19 protein-coding genes are annotated in these 24,033 nt (G+C 71.3%); 8 read left to right on the top strand and 11 right to left on the bottom strand.

The features are described 5' to 3' along the window. Window positions 1-21 precede the first annotated feature (21 nt). Window positions 22-684 (bottom strand): DUF1707 SHOCT-like domain-containing protein, encoded by a 663-nt coding sequence (locus tag A3G1_RS41405; RefSeq protein WP_245563487.1) that lies wholly within the window; start codon window positions 682-684, stop codon window positions 22-24. On the opposite strand from A3G1_RS41405, the gene A3G1_RS34480 reads away from it, so the two are divergent. Genes A3G1_RS34480 through A3G1_RS0112070 form a run of 3 tightly spaced genes read left to right on the top strand, consistent with a single transcriptional unit; the run spans window position 679 to window position 3,282 of the window. After that, window positions 679-1,836: a sensor histidine kinase gene (locus tag A3G1_RS34480; RefSeq protein WP_018349732.1), complete on the top strand. Its 1,158-nt coding sequence runs from the start codon at window positions 679-681 to the stop codon at window positions 1,834-1,836. The genes A3G1_RS41405 and A3G1_RS34480 overlap by 6 nt on opposite strands. 5 nt (window positions 1,837-1,841) lie before the next feature. Then, window positions 1,842-2,510 carry a response regulator gene (locus A3G1_RS0112075; protein WP_026212073.1) on the top strand — a complete coding sequence of 223 codons (669 nt, stop codon included), beginning with the start codon at window positions 1,842-1,844 and terminating at the stop codon, window positions 2,508-2,510. 34 nt (window positions 2,511-2,544) lie between these two features. Further along, the gene (locus tag A3G1_RS0112070; RefSeq protein ID WP_018349730.1) at window positions 2,545-3,282 is read left to right on the top strand and encodes an aminoglycoside phosphotransferase family protein; all 738 of its coding nucleotides are present in this window, start codon (window positions 2,545-2,547) and stop codon (window positions 3,280-3,282) included. Window positions 3,283-3,346: 64 nt separating this feature from the next. Here A3G1_RS0112070 and A3G1_RS0112065 read toward each other — a convergent pair whose 3' ends face one another. From A3G1_RS0112065 to A3G1_RS0112040, 6 genes are all read right to left on the bottom strand, one after another. Continuing rightward, window positions 3,347-4,345, bottom strand: a complete 999-nt coding sequence (locus A3G1_RS0112065) for an ABC transporter substrate-binding protein (protein WP_018349729.1) — start codon at window positions 4,343-4,345, stop codon at window positions 3,347-3,349. A gap of 139 nt (window positions 4,346-4,484) precedes the next feature. Continuing rightward, on the bottom strand, window positions 4,485-5,333 hold the full coding sequence (locus A3G1_RS34475) for an ABC transporter ATP-binding protein (RefSeq protein ID WP_018349728.1): 849 nt from the start codon (window positions 5,331-5,333) through the stop codon (window positions 4,485-4,487). A gap of 1 nt (window position 5,334) precedes the next feature. Beyond that, window positions 5,335-6,417, bottom strand: a complete 1,083-nt coding sequence (locus A3G1_RS0112055; protein WP_018349727.1) for a FecCD family ABC transporter permease — start codon at window positions 6,415-6,417, stop codon at window positions 5,335-5,337. After that, window positions 6,414-7,454: a FecCD family ABC transporter permease gene (locus A3G1_RS0112050; protein ID WP_245563486.1), complete on the bottom strand. Its 1,041-nt coding sequence runs from the start codon at window positions 7,452-7,454 to the stop codon at window positions 6,414-6,416. Before A3G1_RS0112050 ends, A3G1_RS0112055 begins: the two co-directional genes overlap by 4 nt. A gap of 69 nt (window positions 7,455-7,523) precedes the next feature. After that, window positions 7,524-8,549, bottom strand: coding sequence for a tetratricopeptide repeat protein (locus A3G1_RS0112045; RefSeq protein ID WP_026212071.1), 1,026 nt, complete (start codon window positions 8,547-8,549; stop codon window positions 7,524-7,526). Next, window positions 8,549-9,790, bottom strand: a complete 1,242-nt coding sequence (locus A3G1_RS0112040) for an ATP-binding protein (RefSeq protein ID WP_018349725.1) — start codon at window positions 9,788-9,790, stop codon at window positions 8,549-8,551. The genes A3G1_RS0112045 and A3G1_RS0112040 overlap by 1 nt, the downstream gene beginning before the upstream one ends. A gap of 220 nt (window positions 9,791-10,010) precedes the next feature. Here A3G1_RS0112040 and A3G1_RS0112035 point away from each other — a divergent pair, with 220 nt between their 5' ends. Then, a complete protein-coding gene (locus tag A3G1_RS0112035; RefSeq protein WP_018349724.1) occupies window positions 10,011-11,816 on the top strand; it encodes a hypothetical protein in 1,806 nt (601 codons plus the stop codon). Further along, a complete protein-coding gene (locus tag A3G1_RS0112030; RefSeq protein ID WP_018349723.1) occupies window positions 11,813-13,402 on the top strand; it encodes a DUF11 domain-containing protein in 1,590 nt (529 codons plus the stop codon). Before A3G1_RS0112035 ends, A3G1_RS0112030 begins: the two co-directional genes overlap by 4 nt. Window positions 13,403-13,444: 42 nt before the next feature. Here the strand turns inward: A3G1_RS0112030 and A3G1_RS42100 are convergent, their stop codons facing one another. Together A3G1_RS42100 and A3G1_RS34470 are read right to left on the bottom strand one after the other, a co-directional pair. After that, window positions 13,445-13,567 carry a hypothetical protein gene (locus A3G1_RS42100; protein ID WP_018349722.1) on the bottom strand — a complete coding sequence of 41 codons (123 nt, stop codon included), beginning with the start codon at window positions 13,565-13,567 and terminating at the stop codon, window positions 13,445-13,447. After that, a complete protein-coding gene (locus A3G1_RS34470; protein ID WP_018349721.1) occupies window positions 13,564-15,210 on the bottom strand; it encodes a DUF7617 domain-containing protein in 1,647 nt (548 codons plus the stop codon). Before A3G1_RS34470 ends, A3G1_RS42100 begins: the two co-directional genes overlap by 4 nt. 93 nt (window positions 15,211-15,303) lie before the next feature. Between A3G1_RS34470 and A3G1_RS0112015 the strand changes: the two genes are divergently transcribed. Beyond that, window positions 15,304-17,442, top strand: a complete 2,139-nt coding sequence (locus tag A3G1_RS0112015) for a terpene synthase family protein (RefSeq protein WP_018349720.1) — start codon at window positions 15,304-15,306, stop codon at window positions 17,440-17,442. Window positions 17,443-17,445: 3 nt separating this feature from the next. Here A3G1_RS0112015 and A3G1_RS34465 read toward each other — a convergent pair whose 3' ends face one another. Both A3G1_RS34465 and A3G1_RS34460 read right to left on the bottom strand, forming a co-directional pair. Continuing rightward, window positions 17,446-18,264: an LLM class flavin-dependent oxidoreductase gene (locus tag A3G1_RS34465; protein WP_018349719.1), complete on the bottom strand. Its 819-nt coding sequence runs from the start codon at window positions 18,262-18,264 to the stop codon at window positions 17,446-17,448. Between the two features lie 27 nt (window positions 18,265-18,291). Next, on the bottom strand, window positions 18,292-21,315 hold the full coding sequence (locus A3G1_RS34460; RefSeq protein WP_026212070.1) for a PQQ-dependent sugar dehydrogenase: 3,024 nt from the start codon (window positions 21,313-21,315) through the stop codon (window positions 18,292-18,294). A gap of 87 nt (window positions 21,316-21,402) precedes the next feature. On the opposite strand from A3G1_RS34460, the gene A3G1_RS0112000 reads away from it, so the two are divergent. After that, window positions 21,403-22,077 carry a choice-of-anchor D domain-containing protein gene (locus tag A3G1_RS0112000; RefSeq protein ID WP_018349717.1) on the top strand — a complete coding sequence of 225 codons (675 nt, stop codon included), beginning with the start codon at window positions 21,403-21,405 and terminating at the stop codon, window positions 22,075-22,077. Between the two features lie 118 nt (window positions 22,078-22,195). Next, on the top strand, window positions 22,196-24,031 hold the full coding sequence (locus A3G1_RS38455) for a GH25 family lysozyme (protein WP_018349716.1): 1,836 nt from the start codon (window positions 22,196-22,198) through the stop codon (window positions 24,029-24,031). Window positions 24,032-24,033 lie beyond the last annotated feature (2 nt).

Raw genomic sequence — 24,033 nt, 5'->3', positions numbered from 1 at the left:
CGGCCACGCTGCCGTGGCGGGTCAGGCGGCCGGTGCCGCCTGGGGGCCGCCGTGCTTGTAGCCGTGCGTGCGGTGCCGGTAGCCGTGGTGCCTGCGGCCGTGGCACGATCCGCCCCGGAAGTGCGGATAGCCGAAGCCGCCGTGCCGGTACCAGTGCCGCTTCTTCGCGATCGCCAGCCCGATCAGCACGATCGGGATCAGCGGCCAGAAGAAGTGGCCGGTCGCGGCCACCCCGCCGATCAGCGCGCCGAGCAGCACGAGACCGGCCGAAGCCTTGTACCGTCCCCACCTCCTCCGGGCGGCCGTGGCCTCCGGGGTGCGCCAGTGCAGCGCGCGCGGCAGGTCGGTGAGCACGGCGTCGAGCTCGTGCCGGTACCTGGCCGCGTACACCACGGCCTCGCGTTCCTCGGCTTCCTCCAGGGTGAGCATGCCCTCGGCGAGCGCCGTGCGCAGGACCGAGATGACCCGTTCGCGTTCCGTGGTGGACACGCGCACCGGGCCGGGCTCCTCGAACATGGTGACCTCCTCGTGACTCCTGCCCAGTGTGCGGAGCGGGAGGGGCCTGCCGCGCCGGCTGGGGGACGGCACCTCGGCTACTCCCGGGGGAGTACGCAGCGTGCTGTCCGTGCACTCCCTGGAGCTGACGCGGGGCACAGCCGGGCTGGCTACGCTGCGAGGGTGCACCGGAACCACCCGCGCGGGCCCAGGCGTGAGCCCAGACAGCGGCGGCCTCATCCCAGGCCGTACGCGTACCAGCCGTGGCGGATTCCGCGCCCGCCGTCGTGGCGGCTGCACAAGCTCCCGATCGTCGTCGCGATCATCCAGGTGGCTGGGGCGAGCTGGGCTCCGGTCGCGGGGCACCGGCCGCTGGACGTCGCCGGGTACGCGCTGCTGGTCCTGTCGGCCCTGGTGCTCTACGCCGGTCGGGCGCACTACGCGATCCCGATGCCGGTCGCGCTGGCCGCGACGGGGGGTTATCTGGCGCTGGACTATCCGCGCGGGCCGGTCGCCGCCGGGTACCTGATAGCGCTTTTTCTCACTGTCCATACTGGACACAAAAGGCTGGCCTGGCCGCTGGCTGTTCTTGGAAGTGCCCTCTACGTCTACCTTGAGGGCAAGTGGCTGGCTGGCATCCTGATCCCGATCGGGGTGATCCTGGCCGGGGAGCTGTTCCGCGCGCAGCGGCTGCGGTTCATCGAGATCGCCAAGACCCGCGCCGAGGAGCACAAGCGGCAGTCGAGCGACGAGCGGCTGCGGATCGCCCGCGAGCTGCACGACGTCATCGCGCACAACATCTCCCTGATCAATGTGCAGGCGGGCGTCGCGCTGCACCTGCTCGACGGCAACCCGGAACAGGCGCGCGAGGCGCTGACCGTGATCAAGGCCGCGAGCAAGGAAACGTTGCAGGAGCTGCGTTCGACCCTGGGCATGCTGCGGCGGGTGGACGAGGAGGCACCGCGTGCGCCAGCGCCCGGGCTGGCCCGGCTGGAGGAGCTGCTCGGCCGGCTCGCCGTGTCGGGGCTCGACGTCCGGCTGGCCGTCACGGGCGAACCCCGGGACCTGCCGGACAGCGTGGATCTCGCCGCTTTCAGGATCGCCCAGGAAGCACTGACCAATGTGTACCGGCACGCGGAGGTCAGCACGGCACGCCTCAACGTCGGCTACGAACCGGGAGCCGTGACGGTGGAAGTACTCGACGACGGGGCCGGCGGGCTGGCCAGTGAAGGGAACGGGCTGACGGGCATGCGGGAACGGGCGGAGGCGCTCGGCGGTACCTTGGTCGCCGGGCCACGAGCCGAAGGAGGATTCCGGGTGTACGCGAGGCTGCCGTCATGACGGATGTGGTCCGGGTACTGCTGGCCGACGACCAGGCGCTGGTGCGGGCCGGGTTCCGGGCGCTGCTCGCCGCGCAGGAGGGCATTGAGGTGGTGGCCGAGGCCCCGGACGGGGCGGAGGCCGCGCGGCTGGCGGTCACGTACCAGCCGGACGTGGTGCTGATGGACATCAGGATGCCGGGCACGGACGGGCTCGCCGCGACCCGGCTGATCTGCGCCGACCCGGCCCTGGCCGCCGTGCGGGTGGTCATCCTCACCACGTTCGAGCTCGACGAGTACGTCTTCGAGGCCGTCAGGTCCGGGGCGAGCGGCTTCCTGGTCAAGGACACCGAGCCCGCCGACCTGATCCAGGCGGTACGGGTGGTGGCCAGGGGCGACGCGCTGCTGTCGCCCGGAGTCACCCGCAAGCTCATCGCCGAGTTCGCCAGCAGGTCCCGGCCCCGGTCCGCGCCGCCGTCAGCCAGCCTCGACGTGCTCACCGACCGTGAGCGCGAGGTGATGGCCCTCGTCGCCGGCGGGCTGACCAACGAGGAGATCGCGGCGAAGCTGTTCGTCTCCCCGGCCACGGCCAAGACCCACGTGTCGCGGGCGATGGTGAAGCTCGGCGCGCGGGACCGGGCCCAGCTGGTGATCTGGGCGTACGAGTCGGGCCTGGTGCAGCCGGGCTGGTCCTGACCAGGCGGCCCTGGGCCGGCGGTAGGGTTCCGTCATGATCGGGGACGGGGAGACGGCGAGCGGCAGCGTCACGACGGTTCTGCGGGTCGGTGACACCATCCGCCGGCCGTGCGGGCGGTGGACGCCGGTGGTGCACGCGCTGCTGGCCCACCTGGAGAGCGCCGGGTTCACCCGCGCGCCCCGGGCGCTCGGGATCGACGCCGAGGGCCGCGAGATCCTGTCGTTCCTGCCGGGCGAGACGGCGCGGCGGCCGTGGCCACCGGCCCTGACCGAGCCCTCCGGGATCGTCGCGCTGGCCACGTGGCTCGCCGAATACCACGCCGCTGTCCGTGACTTCCGCCCGCCGGCGGGCGCTGACTGGTTCGTACCCGGCCTGACCTGGCGGGAAGGGCAGATCATCCGGCACGGCGACCTCGGCCCGTGGAACTCCGTGTGGCAGGGAACGGAGCTGGCCGGCTTCATCGACTGGGACTTCGCCGAACCCGGCGAGCCGATCGAGGACCTCGCACACCTGGCCTGGTACGCGGTCCCGCTGCGCGGCCCGGCTCCCGGTGCCCGCGAGCGCCTCGAACTACTGTGCTCCGTCTACGGCGCCGAACCGGTCGCTGTGCTCGACGCGCTGGCCGGGTTGCAGCGGCGGGAGCGGGAGCGGATCGTGCGGCTCGGTACCGAGGGAATCGCGCCCTGGGACTCGTTCCTGGAGCGCGGTGACGTGCGGCAGATCGACGCCGAGGCTGCCTGGCTCGCAGGTAACCGGGAATCTCTCCTGTGATGGCGGATGGCCGCCAGTCCATACAGGACTGACGGCCATCCGGGTGTCGCTTACTGCGCGGTGCTTACTTCGCGGCGTCGACGCCGAACGTCTTGGCGATGTCGTCGAGGATGAAGTGGGCGCCCTGGACGGACACGGACGTCATCCACAGTTCGTCCTTGACCTCGGTGACGTGCTTGTCCTGCACGCCCTTGAGACGCTGCCACAGCGGGTTCGCCTCGAACTTGGCCTTGCGGTCGGCACCGCCGGCGTAGGTGGTGACGAAGATGTAGCTGGCGTCGGCGAGGCCGATCTGCTCCTCGCTGATCTCGACGGCGAAGGTGTCCTTGGCCTGCGCGTCGGGCCGCTTGAGGCCGGCGTCCTTGAGGACGATGCCCGCGAAGCTGCTGTGCGCCATGAGGCGGGTCGGGCCGTCGACGAACCGGACGACCGAGATCGTCGGGTTCGAAGCCTTGGCGTTGACCGCGTCGCCGATCTTCTTGGCCCGCGCCTCGTAGGCGCCGAGCTTGTCAGCCGCCTTCTTCTCCTCGCCCAGTGCCTGGCCGAGGAGCTTGACGTTGTCCTTCCAGATCGGGCCGGTGGTCTTCACGAACACCGTCGGCGCGATGGCCTTGAGCTTGTCGTACAGCGCGTCGTGGCGCACCGTGGCCGACACGATCAGGTCCGGCTTGAGGGAGGCGATCAGCTCCAGGTTCGGGTTGTCGAGCGGCCCGATGTCCTTGGTGTCCTTCACCGCCGCGCCCAGGTAGTCCGGGAACGTCTTCTGGTTGCGGTAGGACGCGATCCCGCCGACCAGCGGCCGCTCCAGGAGGACGACGGCCTCCACGAGGCTGTTGTCGAGGGCGATGATCCGCTGCGGCTTGGCCTTCAGCTCCGTCGTGCCCTTGTCGTGGGTGACCGTGCGGGGGAACACCGAGGTGGTGTCGGCGGCCGCGCTGCTCGTACCGGCGGCCGGCTTGTCACCGTCCTTGGTGTTACCGCAGGCGGCAAGGCTGGCGGCCAGGGCCAGGCCGGTCAGGCCGATGGCGAACCGGCCAGCGGCCGAACGCGCGAAACGCGACATGCGAAGAACTCCTCAGGTAAGGCTGTCCTTATGAATCCGGGTGAGGTTAGCCTCGCCTGACTTCGACTCTCAAGCCGGCCCCGGCCCGCGGGGCCAACCCGTCGCCGGCCATCGATGTGACGCCGGCCCTGACCTCGGCTCAGGGGGCCTTGGTCAGATGGGTCACACTCTTCGCTGATCCCTTGTGGACTTCGCCCGCCGTGTGCTTAACCCTGCCAACCGGGATCACAATGGGCGTACCGGCCACCGGGCACGTCATCACCTGGCAGTCCAGTTCGAACACGTCGCGGACCAGCTCCGGAGTGACCACCTCCGACGGCCGCCCGGCCGCGACCACCTCCCCGGCGCGCATCGCCACGAGGTGGTCGGCGTACCGGCAGGCCTGGTTCAGGTCGTGCAGCACCATCACGATCGTCGTGCCGTGCTCGCGGTTGAGTTCCGTGACGAGTTCGAGGACGTCGACCTGGTACCCGAGGTCGAGGTACGTCGTCGGCTCGTCGAGCAGGAGCACCTCGGTGTCCTGGGCCAGGGCCATCGCGATCCACACCCGCTGGCGCTGCCCGCCGGACAGCTCGTCGAGCGTCCTCTCCCCGAGCTCGGTGGCGCCGGTCGCGGCCAGTGCCCGGTCGACGATGGACTCGTCGGCACCCGACCACTGCCGCCACCAGCGCTGGTGCGGGGTCCGGCCCCGGGCGACCAGGTCGCGGACCGTGATCCCGTCCGGGGCGATCGGCGCCTGGGGGAGCAGGGCCAGGCGCAGCGCGAACTCCCTGGCCGGCAGGTCACGGACCGGGCTGCCGTCGAGCAGCACCGAACCGGCGGACGGCGTCAGCAGCCGCGACAGCGCGCGCAGTGCCGTGGACTTGCCGCACGCGTTCGGGCCGACGAGCACGCTGACCTTCCCGGACGGCAGGTCGAGGTCGAGGCCGGACGCGACGGTCCGCTCGCCGTACCGCAGGGTCAGGTCCTTACCGGTGAGCGCGGCCATCTCAGCCTCCCGTCCCGAGCCGGTTGGCCCGTAGCAGCAACCACATCAGGTACGGGGCGCCGACCGCGCCCGTCACGACGCCGACCGGCAGCTCGATCGGCTCGAACACCAGCCGGGCGGCCAGGTCGGCACCGAGGAGCAGCGCGGCGCCGACGCATCCGCTGGCCAGCAGCGGCACGCTCGCCGTCCCCGCGAGCCGCTTGGCGATCTGCGGGGCGGCCAGCGCCACGAACGACACCGGGCCCGCCGCGGCGGTCGCGATCGCGGCGAGCACGACGCCGGCCAGCAGCAGGATCATCCGGGCGCGGTGTACCGGGACGCCGAGGCCGAGCGCTGTGTCCTCTCCGTACTGGAGAAGCTGGTACGGCCTGCTCAGCGCGAGCACCACGGGCACCACCACCGCGAGCGCGATCCCGGCCCACCAGGAGTGCTCGAAGCCCCGGCCGTTCAGGCTGCCGGTCAGCCACACCATCGCCCGCGAGGCCTGGTCGATGTCGGCACGCGCCAGCAGCCAGCTCGTCAGCGCGCCGAGGACACCGTGGACGCCGAGGCCGACGAGCACGAACCGGTACCCGGTGATCGTGCCGCCGCGCCAGGCCATCACGTAGATCACGGCGGAGGCGGCGAGGGCTCCGGCGAGCGCGCCGATCGGTACCGCCTCGTAGGAGCCGGCCCCGGCGGCCGTCACGCCGCCGATCAGGATCGCCGCGACCCCGCCGGCACTCGCGCCAGCGGAGACGCCGATCAGGTCGGGGCTGGCCAGCGGATTGCGGGTGACCGCCTGGAACAGGGCGCCGGCCAGGCCGAACGCGCAGCCGACCAGCAGCCCGGTCAGGGCGCGGGGGAGGCGCAGCTCCAGGACGATCAGCGCCGCGTCCTCGCTGCCCGTCCCGGTGAGCGCCGCCAGCACGTCAGCGAACGGGATCGTGAACTGTCCCAGCGAGACGGAACCAGCGAGGGCCGCTGCGGCGAGCGCCAGCGCGCCCAGCACGACCATCGCCAGCCTCGGCCGGAGTACGCCGCCCACCGGGCCTGCCTGCCAGCCGACCCGGCCGGGTGTGCGCTTCACGTTCAGGAGGGTCATCGGGTGTGCTCCCGGAGCTTGCCGCGCCGGACCAGCGCTATGAGGAAGGGCGCGCCGGCGAAGGCCGTGACCACTCCGGCCTGTACCTCGGCCGGATGGTCGAGCACCCGGCCCAGCGTGTCGGCCCCGAGCAGCAGCACGGCCCCGCCGAGCGCGGAGGCGGGCAGCAGCCAGCGCAGGTCAGGGCCGGTGAACGCCCGCATCACGTGCGGTACGACGAGCCCGACGAAGGTGACCGGCCCGGCGGCGGCCACGGCTGCCCCGGTCAGCGTGACGACGGCGAGCGCGCCGAGCAGCCGGGTCGCCCCGACCTTGACGCCGAGGGAGCTGGCCAGCTCGTCGCCGAGTTCGAGCGCGTTGAGCTTCGGCGTCAGCGCCAGGGCGAGGACCAGCCCGGCGATCGCGAACGGGGCCAGCTTGGCCGCCAGCTCGCCGTCCCGGCCGGCCAGGGAGCCGACGGCCCAGAACCGGTACTGGTCGAGTGTGCGCACGTCCAGCAGCACCAGCGCGTACGTGACGCTGCCGAGCAGCGCTGTGATCGCCGCCCCGGCCAGGGCCAGCTTCACGGGTGAGGCTCCGCCGCGTCCCGTGCCGCCGATCAGGTACACGAGCGCGCCTGCCAGCGCCGCGCCAGCGAACGCGAACCACACGTACTGCAACGGTGAGGTCAGCCCGAGCACCCCGATCCCGGCGGCCACCGCGACCGCCGCCCCCGCCGACACGCCGAGCAGGCCAGGGTCGGCCAGCGGGTTACGGGTCACGGCCTGCGCGATCGTCCCGGCCGCGCCGAGGCAGACGCCGACGAGCAGGCCGAGCAGGGTACGGGGAAAGCGCAGTTCCGACACGACGAGCGCGTCGCCGGAGCGTTCACCGGCGAGGGCGCGCAGCACGTCGGGCACCGCGACAGCCTTGGCGCCGATCATCACGCTGGCCAGGCAGGCCAGCAGCACGCCGGCCAGCAGGGCAGCGAGGAGCACCGGCCGCCGGAGCGCCGCCGGGCGTCTGGGGGTCCGCTGCTGGGGAGAGGGCACTAGCACCCGACTAAGATAAGGCAAACCTAATCTGCCGGGCGGCCGGCACCGTGCGGGGTGACGAGAGCCCGGTGATCAGGCCTCGCGGGCCGACCAGGCCGCCACTCCGGACAGTGCGAGCGGGACGACGAGGAGTAACCAGGCGGTGCCGGTGTTCCACTCGGCCATCGGCGCCAGGCGCGGCGCGTAACTCAGGTATGCGATGCCGGCGCCCATCGCCACCAGGCCGATCGCCCGCCGCCGCAGCGGCCCGCGCGGCCCGGCCAGGGTGGACAGCCGCAGCCGGGCGCCCTTCGGCAGCCGCTTGAGCATCCGGTCGCCGGCCAGCCACAGCCCCGCCAGCACCGCCGTGCCCGCGATCGGCCGCCACGGCTGGTTGACCTGCGTGAACGCCACCAGGCAGAACACGCCGAACATGCTGACCGCCCCGCCGGACCACAGCCGCCTGGCCAGCATCATCAGTGCCCAGTCGACATGGTTACGGTGGTTCGAGTCGGAAGGATCGAGCGCCGCTGCGTTGCTCAGCACGTGGATGGCATCGCCGATCTTCCCGTACTGGATGCCGTGCTCGCCCAGCCACTGCAACGCGCCGGCGTCCTCGGGATCGAGGGACAGCACCCGCCGCCAGCAGTCCGCCGCCGCTGCCTGGTCGCCGGACAGCTCCTCCACGCACGCCAGCAGCCGGTGGTTGACCGGCTGCTCAGGCTCCAGTTCCAGAGCTTTCTCCGCGTGTACCCGGGCCTCGGCGTGCTCACCGGTCCGCAGCAGCTGCCATCCGAGGTGACAGTGCCGGTACCAGTGGTCCGGCTGCAGCTCCAGCGCCCGCCGCGAGGCCCGCACCGCCCCCTGGGGGTCGAAGGAGCCGAGCGCGTCGGCCAGCGCGTTGTGCGCCGAGGCTTCCTCCGGGTCGAGCGCGACGCCCCGGCGGGCAGCCTGGAGCGCCTCGGTGTCGTTGTCGAGCGCGTGGTGACAGCGCGACAGCAGGACCCAGCCCTCGGCGCTGTCAGGCTCCTCGGCCAGGTACCTCGCGAGGTACGGCAGGGCTGCGGCCTCCCGGTCGGCCTGGTAGAGCTGCCGGGCGCGCTCGAAGTCTCCGTCCACTACAGCATGTTCCGCGCTTTGAGGTACTTCGCGAGTTCGTCGTACGTGCCGTCGGTGTTCGCGAACAGCGCGACGTTACGGGCCGTCTCCAGCCACGGGCCGATCGAGGGCGACACGTCCCGCAACGCCCGCTCGAAGTCCCGGTGCTCGATCATCCTGACCTGGCCGGAGCGGATCGAGTCGTGCATCGCGTACTCGGCGGCGCTGTCGCACAGGTGCGCCAGGTCGGCACCGGAGAAGTGCTCGGTACCGGCGACGAGCTGGTCGAGGTTGATGCTGGCGATCGGGCGCTCGCGCAGGTGGTACTGGAGGATCGCCGACCTCGCTGCGGCGTCCGGCGGCAGGACCAGCAGCGTCCGGTCCAGCCGGCCCGGCCGGCGCAGCGCGGCGTCGACATCCCACGGCGCGTTGGTCGCCGCGAGCACGAACACGCCCTCGTTGTCGGAGTCCACGCCGTCGAGCTCGGACAGCAGCTGGTTCACCACGGTACGCATGCCGTGTGAATTGATCTTGCTGCGCTTGCCGCCCAGCGCGTCGATCTCGTCGAGGAACAGCACACACGGCGCGTTCCGCCGGGCCTGCTGGAACAGCTCGTGCAGGCTACGCTCCGAGCTGCCGATCCACATGTCGAGCACGTCGACGATCGTCAGCGAGAGGAACCCGGCCCCCAGCTCACCGGCCACAGCCCGCGCCAGGTGCGTCTTCCCGCAGCCGGGCGGGCCGTACATGAGCAGGCCGCCGCGCAGGCTCTTGCCGTACATCGCGCGCAGCTGCGGGTTGCGCATCGGCGCGAGGAACGCCAGCTCCAGCCGCTCCTTGACCTCGGTCATCCCGCCGACGTCCGCGAGCGTCAGCGCCGACCGCTCCACGTCGAACATCCGGTCGCCGTCCCCGGCCACCTGCTGCGGAGCGGCGTGGTCGGCGGGCTCGGCCCCCGGGCCGCCGACGAACCGGGGCGGGAACACGTCGGCCATCTCGGCCTCCAGCGCCCGCAACGGGTCGTCGTCGGGCGCCGGCGTGCTCGGGGCAGCCGGAGCCGGTCCGCCCAGTGCGCGCTGCATGACGCCCTGCGCGTCAGCGCTGCCCGGGTCGTGCTGGAGCGCGACGGCCGCCTGGCCGATCGCCTCGGCGCTGCGCCCGGCGGCGAGCAGCAGCCCGGCCAGGTGCACCCGGAGCGGGACGTCCGCCGGGCGGGCTTCCAGGGCTGCTGTCAGGCTGGCGATGAGCGGATCCTCAGACACCCACGCAGAGTACTTGGGGTTGGGTGGTGGCGTCCTCCCGCAGGTTCCCTTCGCACTCCGGCCTGGGGGCCGTTGTCCTTGCGACGTCTGCCGGCGCTTCACGGTCAGCCCGGTTGTGGCCGGATAGTCGGCGGTAACGATCAAATGTGGATATTTGCCATCGCTTACCCTCGCCCGCGTGCCATGATCGGCTCCACAGTGGTGACCTGGGGAGGCACACGTGGGTGGCTCGATACGGCTGGACGCTGCGCGGAGAACGCTGTCGGCCGTCCTGGCCGCGACGATGGTGGCCGGTGGTGTGGTCACCGGGGTGCTGGCGGCCCCGCCGCCTGCCGCCGCCGGGGTGCCGGTGACGGTGTCCGTGACGCTGCTGGACATCGGGGAGTGCTGCGAGAGCAACATCGACTCGGGCTCAGGGGCCGACTACTACGCCAGCATCTGGCTCGACGGCGCGAAGTCCAGTTTCTCGTACGAGGACAATCACGACTTCATCGAACCGGGCTGGCGCGCGGAGAAGGTCGTGGACAGCGGGACAGAGTTCGTGCAGCTCACCTTCGACGTGTGGGACCGGGACGGCGGTGCGAGCGGCGACGACGACCACATCGACGTGAGCTTCGGCGACACCGGTGACGACCACGACTACGACGCGCGGATCGACCTGCACCGCGCCGGCCACGACTGCGGGGTCGACGGTGACGGCGTACGGGGCTTCTGCAACCAGACGCTGGAGACGTTCGGCGGGTTCGCCAAGTACCCGGAGCGGGCGAGAGTGCACTTCAAGGTGGAGGTGACGGAGCCGCCGGACGCGCCGGGGCTGCACATCCGGTGCACGCACACGCCGCTGTGGCCGCAGCCGAACGAGACCGTCGTCATCACCGCCGAGACGTTCTCCGACCAGCCCGAGGGGCAGGAGCTGCCGGCGCGCACGATGGACGAGATCGAGATCTGGTACTCCACGGACGACGGTGGCACGCGGGCCGTCGACAGAATCGCCAGAGGTTCCACCCACACCATCTCCAGAACGGCTGGGGCCAGCCAGAGCCGTCTGGCGTACGGCTGCCGGGCGAAGGACAGGAACACCCCGGCGGTCTTCTCCGGCTGGAAGAGCGTGCAGGTCGGTGATCCGCCGGAGGGCCGGGTGGTCCCGGTGATGATCGGGGATTCCGCCAAGCGGCACGCGCTCGACGTCGTCATCATCCCGGCGTCCGAGCAGGCTGCGGCTAATCCGTTCTTCTTCCCCACCGTCGGGCCGCGCATGAACGACGCCCTCTACACCGACGCGCGTGACCCGCGGTTCATCGCCCACGCCGGTGCGTCGGTGGCACAGTTCTGGCGGGAACAGGTGATGCTGGAGCGGCAGCGTTCCGTCAACATCTGGTTCGCGATGAGCGGTGCGGCGACGGGTGCGCTCCGGGACCTGATGACCGACACGGACGGCGACCGCAGGCCCGACACCTTGGCACGGGACACGACCGGCGACGGCATCCCCGACGGAGACGGCATCGTCGACTACTGCCAGCACGAGCGGCCGTACCTCGCCAGGTTCGAGTACGGCTGGGCGAACGCGCGGGCCATCCTGCACCCGCCGCGCGTGCCGAACCCGCCGCTGGCCACGTACCGGGACTGCGCCTACGGCGGTGTCGACTCGATTTTCAGCTCGGGCGACGCGGCCTACACGTTCGTCCACGAGACCGGGCACGCCGGCTTCGGCCTGTCCGACGAGTACTGCTGCGACGCCGGCAACCGCCAGGTCGATCCATTCCCCAACGTGTACGCGAGCCTCGACGCCTGCAGGGCCGACGTGGGCAACCTGGGCGGCGTGCCGGCGGACTGCACCGGATACGACAAGAACGGCGACGGCCAGCATGACTACTGGGTGTCCGACCCGCCATCGGCACCGCATCCGACCATTCCGAACGCCACCATCGGCGACATCATGAACAGAGCGACCTTCAAGTACTTCGGCAGAGGCGACCGGCGCAGGATCCGCTGGGTCTTCGACCTGGGCACGAGGGGTGAGCTGTGAAGCGCCACGCGGGGCTGGTCCTCGCCGGAGGCGCTGCGGTCGTCCTCGCGGCCGGGCTCGCCGCCGGCCTGGCGCTCGGCGCCGAGCCCGGTGACCCGGGGACCGAGCCGGTGCCCGTGCCTGCCTATGCGGACCCGGAGCGCAGCTTCGCCGCGATGCTCGACTTCACCGGGCCGCTGGTGGCGAAGCCGGTCGAGGTGGTCGTCGTACGCGGCGCGCCGCCCGGGACGAAGCACCTCCCGCAGGACATGACCCTGCGCGGGCTGGCCCGGGACGCGACGGTGTCGGAACAGGGCATCCCGCACCCGGCGATGGCCAGCCTGGAGGGGCCCGAGTACCCGTACATGCCCGGACAGCGCATGGTGATCGCGCCGTTCGACACGCGTACCGACACGATCGCGCTGACGGACAACGCGACGGGCGCGCGAGTGGCCACTGTGGACACGGCTCCGGCGATCACGGCCGAGTGCAAGGCGACGCCGGCTGCGCCTGAGTGCGCCTACAACCTCACGGTGGGGCTGAGTGCCAGCCCTGATCCGGTACCGGCGGGGACGCCACTGTCCTATCAGGTCAGTGTGCGGAACGCGGGTACCGGGCCCGCTCTGGAGACTGTCGCGGCGCTGGAGTTCCCGTACCCGCCGAGCGCGGTGCCGTCCGGCTGCACCGCCGACGGGAAGAAGGTCACCTGCACCGTCGGCCGCGTGTCGGCGGGGGAGTCGAAGGACCTCGCCGTCGTGGTGCCGATCCCGCCAGGGGCGGCTGCTGGCAGTACCGGGAAAGGGTCTGTCCGTGCCTCGGCCAGCGTCTCGTCCGGAGCGTGGCCGGAGGCGGTGACCACCGACAACGCCGCCACCCTCGACACGACCGTGATCGCGGTCAGCGACCTGGTCGTGACCAAGACCGGCGTGCCGGACGTGGCCACCGCTGGCGACACCGTCACGTACACGGTGGAGGTCCGCAACCAGGGGCCATCCGACGCCGACCTGCTCACCGTGACCGACCTCCTGCCGCCGCCCGGCGAGGCCGACTTCGTCAGCGCGACCCTGCCCGGCGGGACGTGCGAGGTGACACCGGCACCCGTCAGGTCCGTGATCTGCAAGGGCGGGACACCACTGCCCGCCGGCGTCACGCTGCGGCCGACCATCGTCATCAAGGTCAGCGACACCGGGTCGGCCGTCACGCTCACCGACACCGCCGGAGCCACCTCGGCGGGCACCGACCCCAATCCGGCCAGCAACCAGGGCAGCACCAGCACCCGCGTGATCCTGGTCGTCACGAAGCTCGCCGCCGAACCAGTCATCCTGCACGTCAACCACGACGCGAGCGCCATCCTGATGGGTGAGCTGTCGGCCAGGCTGTCCCGGGCCGATCGGGAAGGCTCGGTGACCGGCCGGACCCTGGTCTTCGAGATCGGCGGCCGGGAGGTGTGCCGGGCCGTCACGGACAGCACGGGCAAGGCGGTCTGCCGGGACCTGCGGCTGAGCCTGGACGCCTTGCGGCACAAGGGTTACAAGGTCCGGTTCGGCGGGGACGGCCGCTACGCCGCGACCTCCGCCGACGGAGACCTGCTCATCATCGTGAAATGACACAAGGCGGGGCGGCAGGAAAGCCGCCCCGCCTTTCGCGTGCTACGTCAGCTCGCCGTCGAGGTCGCCGTCGGGTTGCGGCATCTCCTCGGCCGGCTGCTCCGGAGCCTCGTCGTCGGCGGTGAACAGGTCCCAGAACGGGGAGTACAGGTTCGGGCAGATCACGAACGCTCCCTCGCGAGGCGGCGGACGAGCAGGCCGGCTCCCGCCAGGGCCAGGCCCAGCAGGGCGATCGCGCCGACCTTGAGACCGGTGTCGGCCAGGCCCGGCTTGACCGTCGCCGAGTCCGGCGGGATCACGATCGGCGGCACGGGCGTCGGAGTCGGGACGAGCGGCGGCGGGTACACAGTGGACGCCCGGTTCACCTTCTTGCCCGTGATGTTCTCGGTCTGGCAGTAGAACGTCTTGCTGGTCAGCCTCGGCAGGTCGAACGTGCCGGCCGCCTTCACGCAGCCCGGCTCGTCGTCGTCGGTGAGGCGGGCACCGGTGATGTCCACGCCGCCCGGGTTCGTGACGGTGATCCGCCAGTACGCCGTGCCGCCCGTGCTCACCACGGCCTCCTCACCCCACGGCCCGGCCCCGCCCGGCCCGCACGCCTGGGCCGTCCCGCCCTGGCAGACCTCCTTGCGGATCTCCATCAGCGGCACCGGCACGGACAGCACCAGCTGCTGCCCCAGGTACGAGTCGCCCGACGTCGTGAACGCGAGCTTCGCCGACGTGTCGCCGGCCTTGATCGTGCCGTCCGGGGCCGGGAAGTCCCCGGTGTCGATCGAGTAGTTGTTGAGGTGCCTCGGGTTGCTCCCGCCGTCGGCGTTGCTGGTGAAGAAGTTGTCGGTCTGGCTGTACCGGAAACCCTCCGGCATCGGCTTCCCGTTGATCAGCAGCTGGTCGCCGGGGATGCCCCAGTCGCCCTCGTATGCCGTCACGCCGGCCCGGATGTCGCCGCCCGTGTAGCTGAACCCGTCGGCCGTCACCTCGGTCGGCGGGTTGCCCCGGTCCTGCCGGACGTGGCCGTCCCAGATGTACACCCGCTTGAGGTACGGGGCGAACTGCGGGTTCGGAGCGGGGTACTTGTAGACGATCGTCAGCGACCACCCGCCGAAGCAGTTGAAGCCGCTCGGCGTCCACACGTTCCCGACGGTGATCGTGAGCGGGCTGCCGGTCGGCGCGCCCGCGAACTTCGCGGTCACGTCGGCGAGGGCGCTGTAGTACTGCGACTCGGCCCGGTTCGGGGCGGGCTCGGAGGTGAGGACGGGGGCGATGTTCGCCGGCGTCCCGGTACCGATGGTCATCCGGACCTGCTGGGCGGCCGGGTTCGCGGCGGCCGGCGCCGGCGGCTTGGCAGCCCTCGGCAGCCCGCCGGCCCCGGCGGAGGCCGAGCATGCCGCGCCGGTGATCGGCGTGCCGTCCGAGGCGTGGGTGAGGCCGGTGTTGCCGGCCCAGTACAGCCGGGCGAAGTCGACTGCCGAGCCGGCCGGGATCGTGATCTGGACCTGGGACGAGTTGAAGGTCTGCGGATCGGAGTCCACGTCGACCTGGCGCATCGAGTACCAGTCGTTGAGCGCGCCCCGGTTGGTCCTGGTCTGCCCGTCGGCGCACGGCACCCCGGTGTGGGCGGGCGTGCCGTCGGGCGGGCAGCCGAGCACGGCGTTGCCCGCCATGAGGAAGTCCCCGTAGAGCTGCTTGTCGTAGGTGAGCGAGAAAGGCTTGATCACCGCGGCCTGGGCCGCGGGCGGAGCCAGCAGGGCGAGTGCCCCGGTGGCGGCCAGCGCGATGGCGCCCAGCCGGGCGAGTGCGCCGAGAATCATGGTCTATACCCCGGACAGTTGTCAGAATGCGGACTGATATTGCCAAGCAAGGGGTGGTTGGCAGTTTAATGGGGGATAGGTACGTTTCCGCGTATGGAGCCCTTCACGCTGCCCGCGTTCTACATGCCGTACCCCGCCCGGCTCAATCCGCACCTTGAGGGCGCACGCGTCCACAGCAGAGCCTGGGCGCGGGAGATGGGCATGCTGGACGCCCCGGCGGCTGGCGGCGGCGTGATCTGGGACGAGGCAGAGCTCGACCGGCACGACTACGGCCTGCTCTGCGCGTACACCCACCCCGACTGCTCCGCGGCTGACCTCGATCTCGTCACCGACTGGTACGTCTGGGTGTTCTTCTTCGACGACCACTTCCTGGAGCAGTTCAAGCGGACCCGGGACATGGCCGGCGCGAAGGAGTACCTGGCCCGGCTCGACCTGTTCATGCCGGTCGGCGGAGGCCGGATGCCGCAGCCGTCCAATCCCGTCGAGCGCGGGCTCGCCGACCTGTGGCAGCGCACCGCGCCGTCCATGTCGGAAGCGTGGCGGTGGCGCTTCGCGCTCAGCACCCACCACCTGATGATCGAGTCGCTGTGGGAGCTGGCCAACATCAGCGAGGGCCGCGTGGCGAACCCGATCGAGTACATCGAGACGCGGCGGAAGGTGGGCGGCGCGCCCTGGTCGGCGAACCTGGTCGAGTACGCGGCGCGGGCCGAGGTGCCGGACGCGATCGCCGCGACCCGGCCGATGCGCGTGCTCCGCGACACCTTCTCCGACGCCGTGCACCTGCGCAACGACCTGTTCTCCTACCAGCGTGAGGTCGAGCGGGAAGGCGAGAACGCGAACGCGGTGCTCGTGCTGGAGCGGTTCCTGGGCAGGCCGCCGCAGGAGTGCGCGGAGCTGACGAACCAGCTGCTCACCTCACGGCTCCGGCAGTTCGAGAACACGGCGCTGCTGGAGGTGCCGGCCCTGCTCGCCATGGAGCAGGTCGGGCCGGCTGAACAGCTGGCCGTCGGGGCGTACGTGAAGGGCCTCCAGGACTGGCAGGCCGGCGGGCACGAGTGGCACCTGCGCTCCAGCCGGTACATGAACTCCTCTGCCGCCCACAACCCGGGCGGGCTGCACGCCTCGGCGGCCGGCCTGCTCCGCTCGATGATCGCCCCGCACACCCACGTGCCCGTACCAGGAGACGGCATCACCGTCCCCGGCTTCGGCGAGCCCTTCCCCGTGCGGGTCAGCCCGCACCTGGACGGGGCCCGCGAGCGGCTGTCGGCCTGGGCTCGCAAGATCGGGCTCACCGGGCAGCCCGGGCTCTGGGACGAGCAGCGTGAACGTGCGGCCGACGTGGCGCTGGCGGCGGCCGCGATGAATCCGGAAGGTACACCGGAAGCCCTTGATCTCGCGGCAGCCTGGCTGACCTGGGGCACCTACGCCGACGACTACTACCCGGCCATCTTCGGCACCCGCCGTGACGTGGCCGGGGCCCTGGCCCAGAACGAACGCCTGGCAGCGCTGATGCCCCTGGACCGTGCCACCCCGCCCGAGCCGGCTGGTGCCCTCGAACAGGGTCTGGCCGATCTCTGGCCCCGCACGGCTCGCGGCCTGGACCTGGCTTCCCGCAAGGAGTTCCGGGAGTCCATCATGGACATGTTCGCCAGCTGGGTCTGGGAGATCGGCAACCAGCTCCAGCACCGCGTGCCCGACCCGGTGGACTACGTCGAGATGCGCCGGCTCACCTTCGGCAACGAGATGGTCCTGGCCTGCGCCCGGCTCGGCCAGGGAGCCCGGCTGCCCGCGCAGGTCCGTGACTCCCGCCCGCTGGCCGCGATGGAGGCCGCGCTCTCCGACTACCTCGGCTTCGCCAACGACATCGTCTCCTACCCGAAGGAGGTCGAGCACGACGGCGAGCTGAACAACATGGTGCTCGTGACGGCCAGGTTCCTCGGCTGTGCGCCGCAGGAGGCCGCCGGCGTCGTCCACCGGCTCATGGCGGAACGGCTCGCCCAGTTCCGTCACCTGAGCACGGTGGAGCTGCCGGCGTTGTGCGCGGACCTGAAGCTGGACTCCGAGGCGCTGGCGGCCGTCGGCCGGTACGTCGCCCAGCTTCAGGACTGGGTCGCGGGGGTGCTGCACTGGCACGTGAAGACGGGCCGGTACGCCGAGGCCGAGTACACCAGGACCCCGGAGTTCTTCCACTTCGGCCCGGTCGGCCTGGGTACCAGCGCTGCCCGGTTGTAGGGATCAGAGGAGGGCCCTGGCCTCCGCCAGCATGTCGAGGGCTGCCGGGGTCTTCTCCTCCTGCATGACGATCAGGTCGTCGATGCCGTACCCGCCGAAGGCCGCGATGCCCTTCGCCAGCTCTGCGGCCGTGGCCTGTGGCGCGTGCATGCCGACCGTGAGCCGGATCGTCGCCGGGTCGCGGCCCTCGGCCTCCAGCGCGGCCCGGAAGGCGGCCAGCCGCTGGTGGAAGATGTCGTTGGGCGCGGGGTGCCAGGCGGTGTTCCACGCGTCGGCGTGCCGGGCGGCCAGCCGGAGCATGCGCGGCTTGAACCCGGCGATCAGCAGCGGCACGCGCCGGGCAGGCCTCGGCAGCAGCTCGGCTTCGGTGACGCTGTGCCAGCGCCCGGCGACGGTGACCTTCTCCCCGGCCAGCAGCGGCTTGATGATGTCCACGGCCTCGGCGAACCGGCTGGCCCGGTGGTCGTTCGGATAGCCGAAGTCGCGGTACTCCCGGTCGTACCAGCCGGCCCCGATGCCCAGGACCAGCCGGCCGCCGCTGACCCCGTCCACCGTGGCGGCCATCTTGGCCAGCAGGCCCGGCGGCCGGAACGTGGCGCACGTGACGAGCTGCCCGAGTTCCATCCGGCTGGTGACGGCGGCCAGCGCGCTCTGCACCGTCCACGCCTCCTGGATGTCCTCCGGCGGCACGTCGCCGTGCCCGCTGTAGAGATGGTCGAACACCCAGGCCGAGTCCGCGCCGGTCGCCTCGGCGTGCTGGGCGTAGGCACTGATCTCGGGCCAGCCTGCGGTTGTCATGGGCACGATCACACCGATACGCATGGACGCAGACTAATAGCTCAGCTCCGCTCACGGCCTCCGGAACAGCACTGAGGTTTCCGTGCGGAGCGGGGAGTCCTGCCAGCTGTACCGGAGCCCGGTACTGCCGGCGTGCCGCTCGATCCCGACGCTCGCCGAGCCGCCCCGCTCGTCGACCTGCGCGTCGATGCCCTGGTAGCCGAACTGGATCCGGCCGTCCGGGTACAGCGTCGCCGAGAACGTGACCCGGCGGGTCGTTCCCTTGAGCAGCACGTTGCGCCACTCGGCGGTGAAGGCCGAAGCCGAGCTGGTCGTCCGGATCGAGGCGCTGGCGTCCACCACGAAGTCCCGCCAGAACGGTGCGATCATCCCGTTCGGAGCGGCGGCGGCGGGGATGATCGCCGGTGCCGGGAACGACGTCGCTACCGCGCCCATCGACAGGATGCCGTTGGTGTCCACAGTGACCCTGGTGTGGGTCTGGCTGTAGTACGGGAACGTGAACGGCAGGTTCACCGTCGCGACCGCGTTGTCCCCGGTCAGGCTCAGCGCCTGGTTACCGGGAACGAAGGGCAGCGAACCGTCCACGCACGTGTACCCGAAGGCGTCGGTGCGGGCCGCGACCGGGATGTCGGCCGTCTTGGGCTGGTCCACCACGACGGTCGCGCTCGCGGGGGTGACGCAGCGGCCCTTGCCGAGCGAGATGCTGACCGTGTAGGTGCCGGGGGACAGGCCGGTGAACGAGTACGCGCCCGTCGCCGACGTGGTGACCGTCTGCCCGCCCGGCGTCAGGGTCGCCGTCGCGCCCGCCAGGCCCTTCGTGCCGGTGAGCGCCCGGCCCGACAGGCTCAGCGGATTCGTGATCTCGGCGTACGTGGCCGTCAGCGTCACCGGGGCCTCCGGCACGGTCAGGGTGTGCGACTGCGCGCCGCCATCCGACCAGCCCTGGAAGGCGTACGACACCCCGTTGCGGGTCTGTGGCGTCGGGGCGCTGATCGACTCGCCGGACTTGATCACCATCGTGCGGGTGAACGGCGTGACGGCCGAGACCGCGCCGACCACCAGCTCCAGCCCGCTCGGCACCGTGTCGAACGTGACGTCGGTGGTCAGCGGGTCGAGCCGGACGGTGCTGGTGTCCTGCAACCCGGCCGAGTCCGTGGCCGTGAGCGCCAGCTCCACATAGGATGGATAGCCGTGCGAGGGCACGCTGAAACTGCCGCTCGCCCCCGTCGTGTTCTGCACCTCGTGCAGGTGGCAGTCACCACCCTCGCAGTGGAACAGCAGCACGCTCCAGTTCAGCGCGGAGCCGGGCAGGCTGCCGTCCTGCTGGTCCGTCGCGTGCCCGTTGAAGGAGATCACGTCACCGGACCGCCAGCGCAGCTGCCCGCCGGGGGAGTCGATGACGGCTGCGGGCGGTGCCTCGCCGGGATAGATCTCTTTCGTTGTACTGGCGGTGAGGCCATCCGGATCACGCACCGTCAGTTTCGCGATCTTCTTCCCGCCCGTCTGGTACGCGTGACCCGGGGTCTTCGCCGTCGAGTCCACGGTGCCGTCGCTCTGGAAGTCCCAGGAGTACGTCAGCGCGCCGCCCTCCGGGTCGGAACTGCCGCTCGCGTCGAACTGGACGGTCAGCGGCAACGGCCCGAACGTCTTGTCGGTCGTGAACGACGCGACGGGCGGCTTGCCGGAGGCGAAGTACCGGATGCGCTGGATCGTGCCCGTGTTGATGTCGGGGAAGTACAGTTCGCCGCCCGGCCCGAACGCCAGGTCGACCGGCCCGCCGATACCCGAGGCGAACGTCGCCACCTGCGAGGTGTCCGGCAGCCCGTTCGCGCCGGCCTTCATCACCCAGACGCAGTTCCGGCTGTAGTCGGCGAAGAACAGCGCCTTGGCGTACTCGGCGGGATAGTTGCCCTGCCCAGGGTGGAAGGCCAGCCCGGAGACCGACGAGCCGTCGAAGTCGCACGCCTCGCCGGAGATGACAGGCTGGTCGTGGCGGTAGGCGAAGTACGGCTGGGTGTCGCCGCCGGACACGTACAGGCTCTCGCACAGGTTCAGGTTCGCGCCGTCGTAGCCGGGCTGGCGGCCCGGGCCCTCCAGGCACGGCCAGCCGGCGTTGTGCCCGGGAGCGAGCCGGTTGATCTCCTCCCACGTGTTCCAGCCGACGTCACCGGCCCACACCTCCGACGTTCCGGGCCGGACAGCCAGCCTGAACGGGTTACGCAGCCCGTAGGACCAGATCCGCTTCGCGTTGGCGTCGGCGGACGAGAAGTACGGGTTGCCGGCCAGCCCGGCTCCCGTAGCGGGGTTGATCCGGATCACGGTGCCGTCGAGGCCGGTCGGGTCGGCCGTCGCCCGGATGTCCTGCGAGCGGAGTGAGCCGCCCTGCGCGTCCGGTGGCTTCGGTGCCGTCCCGCCGGGGTCGCCGCACGGGTTGCCGCGCTGCCCGTAGTCGGTGAAGGTGAAGCTGGCCCCGTCGCCGGCTGACGCGTACAGCGAGCCGTCCGCGCCGAACTTCAGGTCACCGATGGAGTGGCTCGGGAACTGCTGGCACCAGTCGGTGATCAGCACTTCCTCCGGCCCGGTCTGGTGGTTACCGGCCGCCTTGAGCCGCGACAGCCGCCCGGTCACGACGCAGCCGTTGTTCGTCGCGCCCGGCGGGTCGGGGCAGACGTCACCCCACGCCGGTGACGTGCCGCCGGGCTTCGCGTCGTAGGTGTAGAGCACGTAGACGTACGGGTCGCTCGGGAATCCCGGTGCCAGTGCCAGCCCGAGCAGGCCGCGGTCCCAGTAGTTGTGCACCTTGCCCGAGAGGTCGGCGAACGTGTCGGCCGCCGTGTCGGTGAGCGAGTCGAAAACCTTGATCACGCCGTTCTTCTGGGCGACGAACACCCGGCCGTCCTGCGCGAACTCGACGTTGACCGGCGCGCTCAGCCCCGAGAACACCGTCTGCGCCGCGAACCCCGGCGGCAGCCCGGGGGCCGCCTGCGCGGGAGAGGCCGGCGCGACGCCAGCCGACAGTCCCGCCGCGAGAAGGGAGGCCAGAATAGCTTGCCCGATTTTACGGCGTAATGTCATGGAACCAGATCCTATGCAGACTAAGCACTGATCTGGGGATTTTGATGAATCTCTCGATGCCTGAGCGTCGAGCCTGATAGGAGAGTCATGCGGAAGACTGTGCCCACTGTGGCGGCCCTGGCCGTCCTGGCAGGAACGCTGGCCTGGGAGCCAGCCCACGCTGCGTTACGTATCGCGGCCGACGACGTGCCCGCAGAACCCGTCGTCTACCTCGCGGAGGCGGAGGCCGCGCCGGTCGTCGCGCTCAGCCCGGCCAGCCACGACTTCGGTACCCAGGACCTCGGCACCACCAGCGCCCCCCAGGCCTTCACCATCAGCAACACCGGCGACGCGCCGTACAACATCACCTCGGCTGCGCTCGGCGGCACGAACCCGGGTGACTTCGCCAAGACCTCCGACACGTGTACCGGCAAGGCGATCCCGGCCTACGGCACCTGCAAGGTGACCGTCGTCTTCACGCCGGTGATGGCCGGCCAGCGCACGGCGACCCTCACCGTGACGGACGCCGTGAACGGCAAGGCCGAGCACATCCGCGTCGCGAACCTGACCGGTACCGGCCGCGCCACGCCAGCCGGCGGCCCGGCCCCGGCACCAGCCCAGCAGACCGCGCCCCCCGCGCCGTCCGGCACCCCGGCGGCCAAGGCGAAGGCGAAGACGGCGGAGCTGCCCGTCACCGGCATAGCCCTGCCGGTCCTGCTCGCGATCGGAGCCCTGCTCGTCGCGGCCGGAGCCGGGCTCTACCGGCTGGCCCGCCAGCGGTAACCAGCGCCCGGGTCCAGCCTCCGGGGTGCGGCCCACCCCGGGGGCTGGACGGCTGTGGTGGTCCTATGCTGGGCGCGACCACAGTGGAACCCTGCGATCCCATAGGGAGACCTGCACCGTGCTACGTCCGTCGCTGCTCGCGGCCCTGGTCGCTGTCACCGTCGCCGCCGCGCTGCCGGGCCTGGCCGGTCCGGCTCATGCCGCCCCGCCGGACCAGGGCAACGGCCGGGCGCACGCCGGCGGGCACGAGGCCGCCGCCGAGCAGGCCGCTGTCACCAGGGCTGCCAGCGACTACCCGGTCAAGGGCATCGACGTGTCCAGCCACGACCACTCGACGTACAAGACGATCGACTGGGCGGCGCAGCGGGCAGCGGGGATGTCCTTCGCGTACGTGAAGGCCACCGAGGGCAACAGCTACATCAACCCGTACTTCGCGGCCGACAACCGGGACGCGAAGAACGCCGGCCTGCTGACCGGGGCCTACACGTTCGGCCGGCCGGACCGGGGTGCCCCGGAGACCGACGCGAACTACTTCATCGACAACGCGGCCTGGGTGAGCGACTCGCGCACCCTGATCCCGTTCCTGGACATGGAGTGGCCGTATCCGGCGCTGGGCGTCGGCACCTGCTACAACCTGAACCAGGCGCAGATGGCCGACTGGGTACGGCGCTTCGTCGTGCAGGTACGCGCCCGGATCGGCCGCGACCCGATGATCTACACGGCCAGGGGCTGGTGGGACCAGTGCGTCGGCTCGGCCGGAAACTTCGGCGGCTACAGGCTGGACGTCGCGAACTGGAACACCAACGGCCCCGGTACCCTCCCGGCTGGCTGGTCCACGTGGACGCTCTGGCAGTACGCGGAGGGCAACAACAGCCAGTACGCCAACTACGACAAGAACGTGTTCAACGGCAGCTACACCGACCTGAAGCGGCTGGCCGGCGTCGACGTGCCCGGCGGCATCGGCGACGCGCAGGTCCCGGTGAACTCGTCCTCGCGGCTGCGGGCCGACTTCGACGGCGACGGCAGGGACGACACGGCCCTGTTCTACGACTACGGCGGCGGCCACGTCGCGATCTGGACGCTGAACGCCGCGGGCGGCCTCAGCCTGCGCTGGGAGGACGCCAACTGGGGCCGGGGCACGAAGTACGTGGTCTCCGGCGACATCACCGGCGACGGCAGGTCCGACCTTGCGCTGTACTACGACTTCGGCGACGGCCGGGCCGCGATCTACACCCTGACAGCCACGGGCGGCGGCGCGTTCGGCCCGCCGGTGCTGCGCTGGGACGCGCCCTACTGGGGTACCGGGACGAGGTTCCTGGCCGCAGGCGACTCCACCGGGGACGGTAAGTCCGACCTGGCGCTGTTCTACGACTACGGCGGCGGGCGCGTCGCCGTGTTCACCCTGACCGCGACGGGGGACGGCGGCTTCTCAGGCCCGGCCACCCGGTGGGAAGCGGCGTCCTGGGGCACCGGTACGAAGTTCCTGGCCGCCGGTGACTTCACCGGGGACGGCAAGTCGGACCTGGCGCTGTTCTACGACTACGGCAATGGCGGCGTCGCCACCTTCGTCCTGCCGGCCGGCGGCTCGCTGTACCAGGGCTGGAGCGCGCCGAACTGGGGCAGTGGCACCAGGTTCGCCCAGGCCGGCGACTTCACCGGCGACGGCAAGGCCGACCTGGCACTCTTCTACGACTACGGCGGCGGGCACGTCGCCGTGTTCACCCTGGCCACCGGCGGGGGCCTGACCTGGTCGTGGGACGCGCCAGCGTGGGGCGGAGGTACGCGGCTGGCTGCGGCGGCCAGCCATTCCGGCGGATGCTGCGACGCCATCGACCTGTTCTACGACTACGGGAACAGCCACGTCACCCTGTTCACGCTGACCCCGGCGACCGGCACCCTGGCGACCCGCTGGGACCGGCCCGGCTGGGGCACCGGCACGACCGCGATGGTGTAGCC

It is taken from the genome of Longispora albida DSM 44784 (assembly GCF_000379825.1).
In the GTDB taxonomy this organism is placed as follows: Bacteria; Actinomycetota; Actinomycetes; order Mycobacteriales; family Micromonosporaceae; genus Longispora; species Longispora albida.
Note: the sequence above shows the minus strand (reverse complement) of the source record. Positions and strands in the feature narration are given on the sequence as shown.

Bases quoted from the DNA above. Each gene is read 5' to 3' on its own strand.
- A3G1_RS0112070 (WP_018349730.1), top strand. From the start codon at position 2,545: ATGATCGGGGACGGGGAGACGGCGAGCGGCAGCGTCACGACGGTTCTG.
- A3G1_RS0112065 (WP_018349729.1), bottom strand. From the start codon at position 4,345: ATGTCGCGTTTCGCGCGTTCGGCCGCTGGCCGGTTCGCCATCGGCCTG.
- A3G1_RS34475 (WP_018349728.1), bottom strand. From the start codon at position 5,333: ATGGCCGCGCTCACCGGTAAGGACCTGACCCTGCGGTACGGCGAGCGG.
- A3G1_RS0112055 (WP_018349727.1), bottom strand. From the start codon at position 6,417: ATGACCCTCCTGAACGTGAAGCGCACACCCGGCCGGGTCGGCTGGCAG.
- A3G1_RS34470 (WP_018349721.1), bottom strand. From the start codon at position 15,210: ATGATTCTCGGCGCACTCGCCCGGCTGGGCGCCATCGCGCTGGCCGCC.
- A3G1_RS0112015 (WP_018349720.1), top strand. From the start codon at position 15,304: ATGGAGCCCTTCACGCTGCCCGCGTTCTACATGCCGTACCCCGCCCGG.
- A3G1_RS34465 (WP_018349719.1), bottom strand. From the start codon at position 18,264: ATGCGTATCGGTGTGATCGTGCCCATGACAACCGCAGGCTGGCCCGAG.
- A3G1_RS34460 (WP_026212070.1), bottom strand. From the start codon at position 21,315: ATGACATTACGCCGTAAAATCGGGCAAGCTATTCTGGCCTCCCTTCTC.
- A3G1_RS0112000 (WP_018349717.1), top strand. From the start codon at position 21,403: ATGCGGAAGACTGTGCCCACTGTGGCGGCCCTGGCCGTCCTGGCAGGA.